15 protein-coding genes are annotated in these 13,675 nt (G+C 66.1%); all 15 read left to right on the top strand.

What is annotated here, in order from left to right:
• Positions 1 to 94 precede the first annotated feature (94 nt).
• The 15 genes from ACFVY3_RS02210 to ACFVY3_RS02140 all read left to right on the top strand — a co-directional run bounded on the left by ACFVY3_RS02210 (position 95) and on the right by ACFVY3_RS02140 (position 13,669).
• On the top strand, positions 95 to 502 hold the full coding sequence (locus ACFVY3_RS02210) for a TadE/TadG family type IV pilus assembly protein (RefSeq protein WP_364133292.1): 408 nt from the start codon (positions 95 to 97) through the stop codon (positions 500 to 502).
• On the top strand, positions 490 to 1,593 hold the full coding sequence (locus tag ACFVY3_RS02205) for a pilus assembly protein TadG-related protein (protein WP_364133295.1): 1,104 nt from the start codon (positions 490 to 492) through the stop codon (positions 1,591 to 1,593). Before ACFVY3_RS02210 ends, ACFVY3_RS02205 begins: the two co-directional genes overlap by 13 nt.
• Positions 1,594 to 1,612: 19 nt before the next feature.
• Positions 1,613 to 2,395: an RcpC/CpaB family pilus assembly protein gene (locus ACFVY3_RS02200; RefSeq protein ID WP_364133297.1), complete on the top strand. Its 783-nt coding sequence runs from the start codon at positions 1,613 to 1,615 to the stop codon at positions 2,393 to 2,395.
• Positions 2,392 to 3,594, top strand: coding sequence for an AAA family ATPase (locus ACFVY3_RS02195; RefSeq protein WP_364133299.1), 1,203 nt, complete (start codon positions 2,392 to 2,394; stop codon positions 3,592 to 3,594). Before ACFVY3_RS02200 ends, ACFVY3_RS02195 begins: the two co-directional genes overlap by 4 nt.
• Positions 3,591 to 5,057, top strand: a complete 1,467-nt coding sequence (locus ACFVY3_RS02190; RefSeq protein WP_400158608.1) for a CpaF family protein — start codon at positions 3,591 to 3,593, stop codon at positions 5,055 to 5,057. The genes ACFVY3_RS02195 and ACFVY3_RS02190 overlap by 4 nt, the downstream gene beginning before the upstream one ends.
• Before the next feature lie 20 nt (positions 5,058 to 5,077).
• A complete protein-coding gene (locus ACFVY3_RS02185; protein ID WP_400158705.1) occupies positions 5,078 to 6,004 on the top strand; it encodes a type II secretion system F family protein in 927 nt (308 codons plus the stop codon).
• 13 nt (positions 6,005 to 6,017) lie between these two features.
• On the top strand, positions 6,018 to 6,899 hold the full coding sequence (locus ACFVY3_RS02180) for a type II secretion system F family protein (protein ID WP_400158607.1): 882 nt from the start codon (positions 6,018 to 6,020) through the stop codon (positions 6,897 to 6,899).
• A 248-nt stretch (positions 6,900 to 7,147) separates the two neighbouring features.
• Complete coding sequence (locus tag ACFVY3_RS02175; protein ID WP_400158606.1) at positions 7,148 to 7,387, top strand: Flp family type IVb pilin; 240 nt, start codon at positions 7,148 to 7,150, stop codon at positions 7,385 to 7,387.
• Positions 7,388 to 7,445: 58 nt separating this feature from the next.
• Positions 7,446 to 7,685 (top strand): Flp family type IVb pilin, encoded by a 240-nt coding sequence (locus ACFVY3_RS02170; protein ID WP_400158605.1) that lies wholly within the window; start codon positions 7,446 to 7,448, stop codon positions 7,683 to 7,685.
• 102 nt (positions 7,686 to 7,787) lie between these two features.
• Complete coding sequence (locus ACFVY3_RS02165; protein ID WP_400158604.1) at positions 7,788 to 8,162, top strand: TadE/TadG family type IV pilus assembly protein; 375 nt, start codon at positions 7,788 to 7,790, stop codon at positions 8,160 to 8,162.
• The gene (locus ACFVY3_RS02160) at positions 8,150 to 9,184 is read left to right on the top strand and encodes a pilus assembly protein TadG-related protein (protein WP_400158603.1); all 1,035 of its coding nucleotides are present in this window, start codon (positions 8,150 to 8,152) and stop codon (positions 9,182 to 9,184) included. Before ACFVY3_RS02165 ends, ACFVY3_RS02160 begins: the two co-directional genes overlap by 13 nt.
• Before the next feature lie 53 nt (positions 9,185 to 9,237).
• Positions 9,238 to 9,999, top strand: a complete 762-nt coding sequence (locus tag ACFVY3_RS02155) for a Flp pilus assembly protein CpaB (protein ID WP_400158602.1) — start codon at positions 9,238 to 9,240, stop codon at positions 9,997 to 9,999.
• A complete protein-coding gene (locus ACFVY3_RS02150) occupies positions 9,996 to 11,186 on the top strand; it encodes a CpaE family protein (RefSeq protein WP_400158601.1) in 1,191 nt (396 codons plus the stop codon). The genes ACFVY3_RS02155 and ACFVY3_RS02150 overlap by 4 nt, the downstream gene beginning before the upstream one ends.
• A complete protein-coding gene (locus ACFVY3_RS02145; RefSeq protein ID WP_400158600.1) occupies positions 11,187 to 12,728 on the top strand; it encodes a CpaF family protein in 1,542 nt (513 codons plus the stop codon).
• Between the two features lie 8 nt (positions 12,729 to 12,736).
• Entirely contained in the window at positions 12,737 to 13,669 is a 933-nt protein-coding gene (locus ACFVY3_RS02140; protein ID WP_400158599.1) for a type II secretion system F family protein, read from the top strand.
• The last annotated feature ends 6 nt before the right edge of the window (positions 13,670 to 13,675 follow it).

Raw genomic sequence — 13,675 nt, 5'->3', positions numbered from 1 at the left:
AACAGGTCTCAGCACCAACCTCTGTGCCGCGTCCGCGCCACGCGGGCGCGGCACAGTCCATCCCATCGCTGCATCTATTCCCTGGGGGGATCCTATGAAGCGCAGCAACCAGCCCCCGCGCCCGCCTAGGCGGGCCGGCCGTGAACGCGGGGCGGCCGCCGTCGAGTTCGCCCTCGTTGCACCGATCCTTTTGGCCCTGGTGGGCGGGATCGTCGAGTTTTCTTACACCTACAACCTGCAGATCTCCGTTACCCAGGCGGCCCGCGAGGCCGCACGGACCATGGCGATCTACAACGATCAGGCCCGCGCCCGGACCGCCGCCGTCGCGGGCGCACCGGGGCTCAGCCCGGCCGGCTTCAGCTACACCTTCACGGGCGCCTGCCCCACTGGCGGAACGGGTAACGCCCAGGTGGCGCTCAGCTACACCGCGAACTCCCTCACCGGGATATTCGGCGGCTCCGTGACGGTCCGCGGGACGGGGGCCATGCGATGCCACGGCTAGCGCGGCCAAAGCAGGCCCGGGACGGCAAGGAACGCGGCGCGGCCGGCGTCATGGTGGCGCTGCTGATGTTTGTCCTGATCGGTGCAGGGTCCCTGGCCGTGGACACCGGACAGATCTATGCGGAACGCGCACAGCTGCAGAACGCCGCGGACGCGGGAGCCCTTGCCGCAGCGCAACGGTGCCACTCCGCCGGCACCTGCACCGTGTCACAGGCGCTCACGTGGGCCCGGGAACTTGCAGGACCAAACTCAAACGACGGCGCGTCCGCCGTCGATTCGGTTGACCTGTCCGTCCCCGGACAGGTCAGGGTGGTCACCTCTACCCTGGGCTCCAACGGCGCGGGCTTCCTCACCAAATTATTCGCCAGCGCCCTGAATGCTCCTCCCGCAACCGTCCGTGCCGGCGCTACCGCGTCGTGGGCGCCGCCCCTCGGGGGTTCCGCTTTCCCGTTGGCCATCTCGGACAACTGCTACAACCTATCCACCGCCGCGGCCACGGCCCAGGTCCAGAAGATCTCCTACAAGCCGGGCGGTACCTGCACCGGCCCGTCCGGCACGGAAATCCCGGGCGGGTGGGGCTGGCTGGACCAAAGCTCGCCCTGCGTCGCCACCACCCAGACGGGCAGTAACCGGATCGGTTCGGATCCCGGCAACAACCCGCCGACGGAGTGCGCCGCCGTTCTGACCGGATGGATCAACACCATCTCCGGCGGTGGTGAGGTCAAGGTCACCTTCCCTGTCTTCGATGACGCCTCGAACCAAGGCCAAAACGGTTACTTCCACATCATCGGCTACGCCACCTTCAAGATCTGGGGCTGGAAGTTCGGGAACGGCTCGCCTTACGAGTTCCGCAACGCGGCCTCCGACCCCGGGATGAACAGTTCCCTGGCCTGCACCACGGTGAACTCCGGCGGGGGCAACGGCGGGGGCAACGGTCACGGCGGAAACGGTGGCGGCGGCAACGGCGGCACCACCGGCAACGCGCGCTGCGTCATCGGTCAATTTGTGAAATTCGAAACCATTAATTCGACCCAAACTGGTCCCGGCACTGGCACGGACCTGGGAACGGTCGAAATAACGCTCACACGATAAGTATTTCTAAGGAGTTGAAATGAGAACACGCCTGCTGGGGGGCATTGCGGCTCTACTTGTTGCCATCATTGGCACAGTCCTATTGGTTTCCTATGTACAGAATGCCGATAAACGTGCTGTCGCCGGAACGGAAACAGAATCCGTGTATGTCGTACAGAAAGCAATTCCCGCCGGAACCTCGGCGGACAAGGTGGCCGGCATGGTGGTGAAAAAGGACGTCCCGAAGCTTGCGGTGGCGGACAACACCATCACCGATCTTTCCTCCCTGGGGTCGAAGGTCACGGCGGTCACCCTGGAACCGGGTGAGCAGTTGCTCTCGAGCCGCATGGTCGACGAAACCTCGTTCCTCGGCCCGTCTCGGGTCCAGGTGCCCACCGGGTTGCAGGAGGTCACGCTCAAACTACCCATCGAACGCGTGGCCGGCGGCATTCTGAAGGCTGGCGACACGGTCGGCGTCTTCCTCTCACTGGAATCGGCGGCCACGGGCACCGACGGCGCCAAGCTCAGCCGCACGCAGCAAACCTTCCACAAGGTCCTGGTCACTGCGGCGCAGTATAGCGACGGCGCGGCGACGCAGTCCGGAACGGCCTCGGATAGCGGCGGCGCAAGCCAGGTTTCCTCGACGACGTCGTCGAAGTCCTCCGGCGACGGCGGTTACCTCATCACCTTGGCGCGGAACAGCGCTGACGCTGAGCGGATCGTCTTCGCGGCGGAGTTCGGCAAGATCTACCTGTCCAAGGAACCCTCGGATTCCCCGGACGCCGGAACCGGCACGGTGGATGCGGCAGGGCTGTTCAAATGAGCCGCTTCGTCCTCATCACCCCGAATTCGGACTTCGAACGCCTGGTCCGTCTGGCCGTCAACGGAATGCACGGCGAGCTACACGTATTCAAGGCGGACTACCTGCCCGAGGGACCTGCCGACATGCTGAAGCAGTTGGTCGGCGAACCGCCGGAGGTCCTCATCCTGGGACCGGGCGTCCCGGTGGCCGACTCGCTGAAACTGGCCTCCGTCATGGACTTGCAATACCCCGAGATCAGCGTCGTGCTGGCTTGCACTGCAGAACACGAAACCGTGGTCCAAGCCATGCGTGCCGGTGTCCGGGATCTCCTGGATCCCGACGCGGATCCCGACACCATCCGCGTCATGCTCGAGCGGGCCAGCCTCGCCGCTGCCGGCCGGCGCCGGGGGCTGGGTCCGCAGGCCACGGAGCACGCAGACCACGGCCCCGGCCGCGTGATTGCCGTGATGTCACCCAAGGGCGGCGTCGGCAAGACGACGGTGGCCACCAACCTCGCCGTCGGGCTGGGCAAGAGCGCACCGATGAGCGTGGTCGTGGTGGACCTGGACCTGCAGTTCGGGGACGTGGCCAGCGGACTGCTGCTCGAGCCTGAGTTCACCATCACCGACGCCGTGGCGGGAGCGGCCAGCCAGGATTCCATGGTCCTCAAGACCTACCTCACGGTCCATCCGGCCGGAATCTACGCGCTCTGCGCCCCTCGGACGCCGATTGAGATGGACCGCATCACCGCGGCCCATGTCAGCCACCTACTGGAGCAGCTGCGGCAGGAATTCCGCTACATCGTGGTCGACACCGCACCGGGTCTGGGCGAGCACGTCCTGGCCACGTTGGAGCAGGCCACCGATGCAGTCTGGATCTGCGGGATGGACGTCCCCAGCATCCGGGGACTGCGGACCGGGTTCCAGATCCTCGACGAGTTGAACCTGGTGCCGGCCCACCGGCACATCGTCCTGAACATGGCCGACCGCCGCGCAGGTCTCTCGCTCAAGGACGTCGAGGCCACCATCGGCGCACCCGTCGACGTCGTCCTTCCCCGCTCACGGACCCTGCCGTTCTCCACCAACAAGGGCGTCCCCATCCTCCAGGACAACAGCCGGGACGCGGCACTCAAGGGCCTGCGGCGCCTGGTCGACCGGTTCAAGCCGGACTGGGACGCCCGGCCCCACAAGCAACTCCACAGAAGGGCGGTAGTCCAATGAGCCTCGCGGACCGATACCAGCAACTGCGCGGGGTCCCCGGCCCCACCGAAGCAAACAAGCCCGACGACGACGTCTTCGCCGCGCCCAACGCGCCGGCCACCCTCGGCAGGATCCTCGAGGCCAAGACCGCCGCGGAGGCGCAGCCCGCCGCCGAACTGCCGCAGACGGCAACGGTGGCCAGCGAGGCACTCAACGCCCTCAAGGAACGGGCCAGCGCGTCCCTCTTCGAACGGTTGGGCTCCCGCATCACGGATTCCTCGGTGGATGAGGCCGAGCTGCACCAGTCCGTCAAGGAAGAACTCAAGGCTGTCGTCGAAGAGGAACAGATTCCCCTCTCCGCGGCGGAACGCCAGCGGCTGATCCGGGACATCACCGACGACGTGCTGGGCCACGGACCCATCCAGCGGTACCTGGACGACCCGACCGTCACCGAGGTGATGGTCAACCGATTCGACCAGATCTACGTGGAACGCCAGGGGCGGCTTCAGCTCACCGATGCCAAATTCACCTCCGACGAGGCATTGCGCCGGGTGATCGAAAGGATCGTCTCCAACGTGGGCCGGCGCATCGACGAGTCCTCTCCCCTGGTTGATGCCCGGCTCTCCGACGGGTCCCGCGTCAACGCCATCATTCCGCCACTCGCGGTCAACGGTCCGGCCCTGACCATCCGCAAGTTCGGCCGGGACCCCCTGACGGTGCACGACCTGGTCACCATGGGCAGCCTCTCGCCCGAGATGGCCGAGTTGCTGCAGGCGTGCGTGCAGGCGCGGCTGAACATCATCGTCTCCGGCGGTACCGGCACCGGCAAGACCACCCTGCTGAACGTGCTCTCCTCGTTCATCCCGCGCACGGACCGGATCGTCACCATCGAGGACGCCGTGGAACTGCAGCTGCAGCAAGATCACGTGGTCCGGCTGGAGAGCCGTCCGCCCAACATTGAGGGCAAGGGCGAGATCTCCATCCGCGATCTGGTCCGCAACTCGCTGCGCATGCGGCCGGATCGGATCGTGGTTGGCGAGGTCCGCGGCGGCGAGTCCCTGGACATGCTGCAGGCCATGAACACCGGCCACGACGGGTCCATCTCCACCGTCCACGCCAACTCGCCGCGGGACGCCGTCGCGCGGTTGGAAACCCTCGTGCTGATGGCCGGGATGGACCTGCCGCTGCGGGCCATCCGCGAACAGGTTGCCTCCGCGGTGAACCTGATTGTGCACATCACCCGCCTCCGGGACGGCTCGCGCCGGGTCACGCACATCACCGAGGTTCAGGGCATGGAGGGCGACGTCGTCACGCTCCAGGACGCGTTCGTGTTCGACTACGCGGCCGGTGTCGATGGCAACGGCCGCTTCCTGGGCCGGACCATCCCCACCGGTGTCCGCCCGCGCTTCACCGACCGCTTCGCCGAGCTCGGTATACCGATCTCGCCGGCGGTCTTCGGCGCCGCAGCGATGAGGGGGCGGTAACGGTGGAACTCTCTCCCTTGGTGTTTGTCGGAGGCCTGCTCCTGGTCTACGCCGCCTTGGTCATCGTGATCGTCGTCGTCTTCGCCTCCCGCAGCGTCCCCCTCTCGCGGCGACGTCCGGAGCTGCAGGCCAACCACAACTCCGGCCTGACGAAGCTGACCGACCATGCCGTGACTGCCCTCAACCAGCAGCTCCGCGGCCGGGGCCCGGGCCTGCTCAGCCGGGAACGGCTGGACAGCGCGGGCCTGAAGAAGCAGCCCGGCGACTACCTCCTGTTCGTCGGAGCCGCAGCCTTCGTCGCCGCGGTCATCGGGTTCCTGCTGGGCGGGCTGGTGCCGGCCTTCCTGTTGCTGGTGATGACGCCGGTCGGGCTCCTTCTCCTGCTGCAGGTCCTGGTCTCCCGCCGACGCCGCAAGTTCGCCGAGCAGGTACCGGACGCCTTGCAGATGTTGGCCGGGGGGCTGCGGGCCGGACACAGCCTGCTCCGGGCGGTGGACGCCGCCGCGGAGGAAAACGAGTCGCCCATGAAAGAGGAACTCAGCCGGGTGGTCAACGAAACCCGGATCGGCCGGGACCTCGGGGAATCGCTGGCGGATGTGGCCCGGCGGACGGCCAACGAGGACTTTGCCTCCATCACCCGGGCCATCGAGATCCACCGCGAGGTAGGCGGTGACCTCGCGCAGGTCCTGGACAACGTGGGTGAGACCATCCGGGACCGGACCCAGCTACGCGGCCAGGTGAAGGCTCTCAGCGCGGAAGGGCGTATGTCGGCGTTGGTCCTCATGGCTCTGCCGATCGTGATGTTTTTCGGACTCACGCTATTCAACACGCTGTATTCGAAAGTCTTCCTCACCACGTTTCCCGGCTTCCTGATGATCGTCACCGCCGTCGTGCTGCTGGCCGCCGGCGGATTCTGGCTCAGCCGCCTCATCAAACCAAAGTTCTGAGAGGACGAAGACTATGAATCCCATCGCTTATGCCGCCATCCTGGCCATCATCGCCCCGGTGTCCCTCATGACGTGGCTCGCCTTTACCGGCGACCGGGCCGGCCTGCGAAACATCCAAACCAACCTGGGGCGGCGTCCGGAGACGGCCGGGTCTGTGGTGTCCGCCGCTGGGCAGCTCGCTGCCCTCAGCCGGAGGGTCACCCCCAAGGGCTATGCCGCGTGGCTGGACAAGCAGCTTGCCGGTGCAGGGCGGCCGAAGGACTGGCCCCTGGGTCGGGTCATCTTGGTTAAGCCGTTGTTGGCACTAACGGGAGCAGTACTGGGGACCATGCTGGTGGCCGGAAGCCCCACGATCACCAACGTCCTCCTGATGGTGGGCGTCACGGCGCTTGCCTACTTCGTCCCCGATATCTTGATCCGGAACAATGCCCAGAAACGTCGCGAGCAGATCAAGCTGGAGCTGCCGGACACGCTGGACCAGATGCTGATCTCAGTTCAGGCCGGGCTCGGCTTCGAAACTGCCATGGCGCGCGCTGGCCAGAATGGCAAGGGCCCGCTTGCCGACGAACTCATTCGGACGCTGCAGGACATCCAGGTGGGACGGTCCCGGAAGGAGGCGTACCTGGCCATGGCGCAGCGCGTCGACGTCCCAGACCTGCGGAGCTTCGTTCGCGCCGTCGTCCAAGCGGACAGCTACGGCATCGCCATTGCCGGCGTGCTGCACGCACAAGCCAAGGACATGCGGGTGAAGCGGCGCCAGCGCGCCGAGGAACACGCCATGAAGATGCCGGTCAAGATGCTCTTTCCGCTCATCTTCTTCATTCTGCCCACTCTGTTCATTGTGGTGCTTGGACCGACTGCGATGAGCATCATGGACCTCTTCGCCAAGAAGTAAGCCGGCCCGCTCGCCGGCGGCCACAGACCGGACCCCCTCGGACCAGAGTCGAGGGGGTCCTTCTTTGTGGTAGCCGCCCGTAAGGAGCCTCCGGCGCAGTATCGGCGCAGGTAAAGGGCAGGAAAGGGACAGTTCGTCAAGCCTTCACACAGGAAGTTGGAAAGTGGGGATCTCGGCGTGTCGGTGGTTGCTAAGTTCCTCTCAGTGCTGGTGCAGGGCCAGCCGCCCACCTCGCTCAGGAGTCACTCATGCGTTCCTTCCTCGCCACCATCGCAAGCCGCCTTCGCCGCGATCAGCGCGGCGCCACCGCCGTTGAGTACGGCATCATGGTCTCGCTCATCGCCGTCGTCATCATCGTTGCCGTCACGCTGCTCGGCGGCACGTTGAAGGAAACCTTCAACTCGGTCCAGTGCAGCGTCAAGGGCGGCGCATATACCGCCGCCTCAACCACTGGCGGGGTCACAACCGACGGAAAGTGCTCGAAGTAGTTTTAATTTCCCTGTTCCCCGGCCCTTTCGGGCCGCACCTATCGCCCAGGAGACATCCGTGCGTTCCTTCTTCAGCAGCCTCGCTGCACGTCTTGGCCGCGACCAGCGCGGCGCCACCGCCGTGGAATACGGCATCATGGTCTCCCTTATCGCCGTTGTGATCATCGTCGCCGTCACGTTGCTCGGCGGGACTCTGAAAGAGACCTTCAACTCGGTCCAGTGCAGCGTCAAGGGCGGCGCATATACGGCCGCCTCAACCACCGGCGGGGTCACAACCGACGGAAAGTGCTCGATCTAGCGACTCCATGAACCACCAGCCAGGGTTGGGGAGGGCGCCGGCCTTTCCCAACCCTGGCTGCTGTAAGCGTGAACCGTAGAACATCCAGGAAGGCGGTGCCCCATGTCCAAGACAAGCGAACGGGGAGCCGTCGCGGTGGAATTCGCCCTACTCGCCCCCGTCCTGGTCATGCTCTTGCTTGGCATCATGGAATTCGGACGCGCCTACAACGTCCAGGTCTCCCTCTCCAGCGCCGCGCGTGAGGGAGTGCGGGTCATGGCGATCACCAACAATCCCACCGGGGCCAGGACGGCAGTCAAGAACGCCGCTGTGGCAGTCCAACCTGCGTTGACGGACAGTAATATCACCGTCACGCCCACCGTCTGCACTTCGGGGACACAGGTGACGGTCAAGGTGAGCTACACGCTCTCGACGCTGACAGGCATCGCGGGACCGTTCCCCTTGGAGGGCACGGGGGTGATGTTGTGCGGCGGCTGACCGGTCCGGCGACCCGCGCTGACGAGCGCGGTGCGATTGCCATCCTCGTTGCCCTCCTCATGGTGACGCTGCTCGGCTTCGCAGCCGTCGCGGTCGACGCCGGCATGCTGTACGCGGAGAGGACACAACTGCGCAACGGGGCCGATTCGGCCGCCCTCGCCGTTGCCCAGAAGTGCGCCAAGAATCCTAACGATCCGGGCTGCGCCACTACGTCGTCACTCGCCAGCGGCCTTGCCAATGGAAACGCCAACGACGGGCTCAGCAACATCCAGTCCATCGTGCTGGATAAAGCCAACCGCACCGTGACGGTGAACGCCGGCTCCCAGGAAGCCGGCAAGGAGCCAAACCAGGTCTCTCTGTTCTTTGCCCGGGCACTGGGCATCAACTCCGCTCAAGTTTCGGCTTCCGCCAGCGTGGCCTGGGGCAGCCCGGTCAAGGGGCCCGCCGCGTTTCCGGTTGCCTTCTCTATTTGTCAGGTACAGGGCTACGTCGACGGCACACTCCAACTGCTTCAGAACCACGGAAGCAATGCCAACGCCGACTGCAACTACGGGCCCTCCGGCGCCGCAGTCCAAGGCGGTTTCGGATGGCTGGTCAGCGACCCCGGCATCTGCGGCGGCCTCATTGATCTTGCCGCCTCCGAAAGCGGCAGCGACCCAGGCAACAGCTATCCCTCTATCTGCACCGCAACCCTCAACAGCTGGGCGGCCAGCATCTCTGCCGGCAAGGATGTCGTGGTACTCCTCCCCGTCTTCAACAAGGTCTCCGGCACCGGCTCCGGCGCGGTCTACGGATTGATCAGCTTCGCGGCTTTCAAGGTCAAAGGCTGGAAATTTAGCGGCAATAACTCGCTGCCCGACTCCTTCCAAAATACGACCCCCGCGGTCCCGTCTTCTGTTGCATGCGACGGAAACTGCCGAGGCATCATCGGCAGTTTCATTCAGTACGTCTCCCTGGCCGACGGATTTACCCTCGGTCCGGTCGATACAAACGGAGCCACCATCGTCCGACTGACGCAGTAAAAAGCTTTCCCCGTTCTCAAGATGTTCAGGAGCAGTTTTTGAAGTCACGCTTATTGGCAGGCGTTGCGGCAATCGTCATCGCCATCGTCGGCGCCATTCTCGTCGTCAGTTACGCCCAGGGTGCGGACAGCCGTGCCGTCAAGGACCTTGAACCCATCAGCGTCCTGGTGGTCCAGAAGGCCATCCCCGCGGGCACCCCTTCGGCCAGCCTGCAGGCCTTCCTCACCACGCAGGAGCTCCCCGGCACCGCTGTTTCCAAGTCGGCGTTGAAGAACCTGGACGGCCAGGGCGGCAAAGTCACGTCCGTGGAGTTGCTGCCGGGCGAGCAATTGGTGGCCGAACGGCTGATCCAGCCCGAGGAACTGAAGACCAGCGGCGCCGTCGAGATCCCCAAGGGGCTCCAGGAAGTCTCCTTCCAGCTCGAACCCCAGCGTGTCGTCGGCGGACGCATCGCCGCCGGTGATCACGTCGGTGTTTTCATCAACCTTAAGAATGGCGGAATCGAGGGCAAAAGCGACAAAGAAACCACCCAGCTGACTGTCCACAAGGCCTTGGTCACGGCTGTACAGCGGGCGCCATCTTCCTCCCCCAGCCCCCAGCCGTCGCCAAGCGGCCCTTCGGCACCCACCGCCGACACCTCATTGCCAGTCGGCTCAATGATCGTGACCGTCGCGGTAAACGACGTTGAGGCGACGAAGATTGTCTACGCGTCCAACTTCTCTGACGGAGCGAGCATCTGGCTGAGCCGGGAGCCGTTGGACGCGACGGACAGCGGCCGCCCGGGCATCATGACCAAGCCGGAGGTATACAAGTGAGCCGCTTCGTCCTCATTTCCCCCAACACCGACTTCGACGCGCGGCTCCGGCGGGCCGTGGGCGGCGGACTGGCAGGCGGCGTCCAGACCTTCGCCGCCGTCGACCCCGCCAACCCGGGCGAACTCTTCGCCAAGCTGGACCAGGAACGTCCCGAAGTGCTGATCATCGGACCGGACGTCCCCGCCGAGGACGCGCTCCGCCTGGCGACGGTCTTCGACGTCCAACTGCCCGAACTCAGCGTCATCCTGGTCGGCGAGACGGACCCCGACGTCGTCCTGCTCGCCATGCGTGCCGGCATCCGGGACATCCTCAGCCCCTCGGCTGACCCCGCACAGATCCGGGTGCTGCTGGAGCGGGCCTGCCAGTCCTACGCAAGCCGCAACCGCACCGCCGCGATCCAGAACCCTGATGCCCCGCGCGGCCTGGTGATCGGGGTCTTTTCCCCCAAGGGCGGCGTCGGGAAAACGACCATCGCCACGAACATCGCCATCGGCCTCGGCAAGGTCGCGCCGATGAGCGTCGTCGTCGTGGACCTGGACCTGCAGTTCGGCGACATAGCCTCCGGGCTCTACCTCAACCCCGAACACACCGTCACGGACGCCGTTTCCGCCTCCGCAAGCCAGGACTCCCTGGTCCTCAAGGCGTTCCTCACCGTGCACCCCAGCAGCATCTACGCGCTCTGCGCGCCCCGGACCCCGGTGGAGGCGGACAGCATCACGCCCCAGCAGGTCAGCCGCCTCATCGCCCAGCTGGCCGAACAGTTCCAATACGTTGTCATCGACACGGCGCCCGGACTGCCGGAGGTGGGGCTGGCCGCGCTGGAGCAGTGCACCGACGTGGTCTGGGTCAGCGCCATGGACGTCCCCAGCATCCGCGGCCTCCGATCCGGCCTGGACATCCTCCGCCGGCTGGACCTGCTGCCCGAGACCCGGCATGTCGTGCTGAACATGGCAGACGCCAAGTCCGGCCTCAGCGTCCAGGACGTGGAGGCCACCATCGGCGCCCCGGTGGACGTGAGCATCCCACGGTCCAAGGCCGTGGCCTACTCCACCAACCGTGGCATTCCCGTCCTCCAGGACGCCCGGCGGGACCCGGCGGTGAAGGGATTGAGGCAGCTGGTCGCCCGGTTCGATCCGGCCTGGCGTGCCAAGGCCCAAAAGAAACTGCACCGAAGGGTGGTCGTCTAAATGAAACTCTCCGAACGCCTCTCCGCAGCAGAGGGCGGTCACGTCCCGGCAGCCCCGCAGCCGGCTCCCCCGGCGCCGCACCCGTCCCCTGCCCAGGGTCATCCCCTGCCGACGCAGATCGGGGGCGGCATCGCCCTCGACGCTGCTTCCGGGCACGCTGCACCGGAACGCCACGAGCCCTCCCGCCTCTCCGCGGCGGCGCCGTCGCATGCCCTCGGTGAGCACCACGACGGCGGCCGCGGAGCCCAGCCGGTGGACGCCTTCGCCGCACTCAAGGAACGCGCCGCCACCGCCCTGTTCGAACGGATGGGGACCCGCTTCAATGACTCCGCCCTGAAGGAAGACGAACTGCGGGCTACCGCCCGGGACGAACTGATCCGCATCGTCGACGCCGAGCAGGTGCCGCTGTCCGCCGAGGAACGCGGCCGGCTGGTCCGCGACGTCGCCGACGACGTCCTCGGCTACGGCCCGCTCCAACGGCTCCTGGACGACCCGGCAGTTACCGAAATCATGGTCAACCGGATGGACCAGATCTACGTGGAACGCAAGGGTCAGCTCACGCTTACGGACTCGCGGTTCAGCTCCGAGGAGCACCTGCGCAAGGTGATCGAACGGATCGTTTCCAAGGTGGGCCGCCGCATCGACGAGTCCTCGCCCTTGGTGGACGCCCGCCTCGAGGACGGCTCCCGCGTCAACGCCGTCATCCCGCCGCTGGCCGTCGGCGGGTCCTCGCTCACCATCCGAAAGTTCAGCAAAATTCCCCTCACCGTGCAGAACCTGATCGAGTTCGGCACGCTCACCCCCGAGATGGCGGAGTTGCTCAACGCCTGCGTCCGGGCCAAGCTGAACATCATCGTCTCCGGCGGCACCGGTACCGGCAAGACCACCCTGCTGAACGTCCTGTCCTCCTTCCTGCCGCACGACGAGCGGATCGTCACCATCGAGGACGCGGTAGAACTGCAAATCCAGCAGGAGCACGTGGTGCGGCTGGAGAGCCGACCACCCAACACCGAGGGCAAGGGCGAGGTCACCATCCGCGACCTGCTCCGTAACTCGCTGCGTATGCGGCCGGACCGGATCGTCGTCGGTGAGGTCCGCGGCGGCGAGTCCCTGGACATGCTCCAGGCCATGAACACCGGCCACGACGGATCGCTGTCCACCGTCCACTCCAACTCCCCCAGGGACGCCGTCGCCCGCCTGGAGACCCTGGTCCTGATGGCCGGGATGGACCTGCCCCTGCGCGCCATCCGGGAACAGATCGCCTCCGCGGTGAACCTGATCGTGCAGATCTCCAGGCTCCGTGACGGCTCCCGGCGCATCACCCACGTCACCGAGGTCCAGGGCATGGAAGGGGACATCGTCACCCTCCAGGATGCCTTCGTCTTCGACTACTCCGCCGGCGTCGACGCCCATGGACGCTTCCTGGGCAAACCGGTGGCCACCGGGATCCGTCCCCGCTTCATCGACCGCTTCGAGGACCTTGGCATCTTTGTCTCGCCGAGCGTGTTCGCGACTCCGCTGGCCCCCGCCGGACGGGGGTGACCCGGACCGTGATTCTGTACGCCGGCGTCGCCCTCCTGGTCGCCGCCATCCTGCTCCTCACCATCGTCGTCGTGGCCCCCGGTGCGTCCCGGGTACCCCTGGACCGACGGCGGCCGGTACAGGTCGCCGCGGAGTCCTCCCTCAGCCGCTTCGCCGGATCCGCCGCGGGCCTGGCCGAGGGCTTCTTCGCACGCCGCAAGGTCCGGCTCTTCAACCGGGAGGCCCTCGAGCAGGCCGGTCTCCGCCTGGGACAGGGGGACTTCTACGTGCTGCTGCTCTCCGGCGCACTCGTCGGAGCCCTGGCCGGCCTCCTGGTGGGCGGCCCCCTCCTGGCGGTCCTCCTGGTCCTTCTCGCTCCGGTGGCGGGTCACATGGTCCTCACCTTCCTCGCTGGCCGCCGCCGTTCCCGGTTCGATGACCAGCTCGGCGACACCCTGCAGCTGCTCTCCGGCGGCCTGCGCGCCGGGCACAGCATCCTGCGGGCCATCGACGCGGCCGGCAACGAATCCCAAAGCCCGACCGCCGAAGAGATGCGCAGGATCATCACGGAAACCTCGCTGGGCCGTGACCTGCTCGACTCCCTGACCGACACTGCGGACCGGATGCAGAACGAGGACTTTGTCTGGATCGCCCAGGCCATCCAGATCAACCGCGAGGTCGGCGGCAACCTGGCGGAAGTCCTCGACCAGGTCAACGAGACCATCCGCGAGCGCAGCGAGATCAAGGGCCACATCAAGTCCCTCGCCGCCGAAGGCAAATTCTCCGCCTACATCCTGATGGCCATGCCCGTGGGCATCGTGCTCATGCTGATGCTGGTCAACCCCGGCTACATGAACGTCATGTTCACCAACCCGCTCGGCTGGGGCATGATCGCCGCCTCCATCATCCTGATGACCATCGGCGGTCTGTGGATGCGCAAGATTATCGACCTGAAGTTCTGAGGCTGC

This window comes from Arthrobacter sp. BPSS-3 (genome assembly GCF_044628475.1).
Lineage (GTDB): Bacteria > Actinomycetota > Actinomycetes > Actinomycetales > Micrococcaceae > Arthrobacter.
Note: the sequence above shows the minus strand (reverse complement) of the source record. Positions and strands in the feature narration are given on the sequence as shown.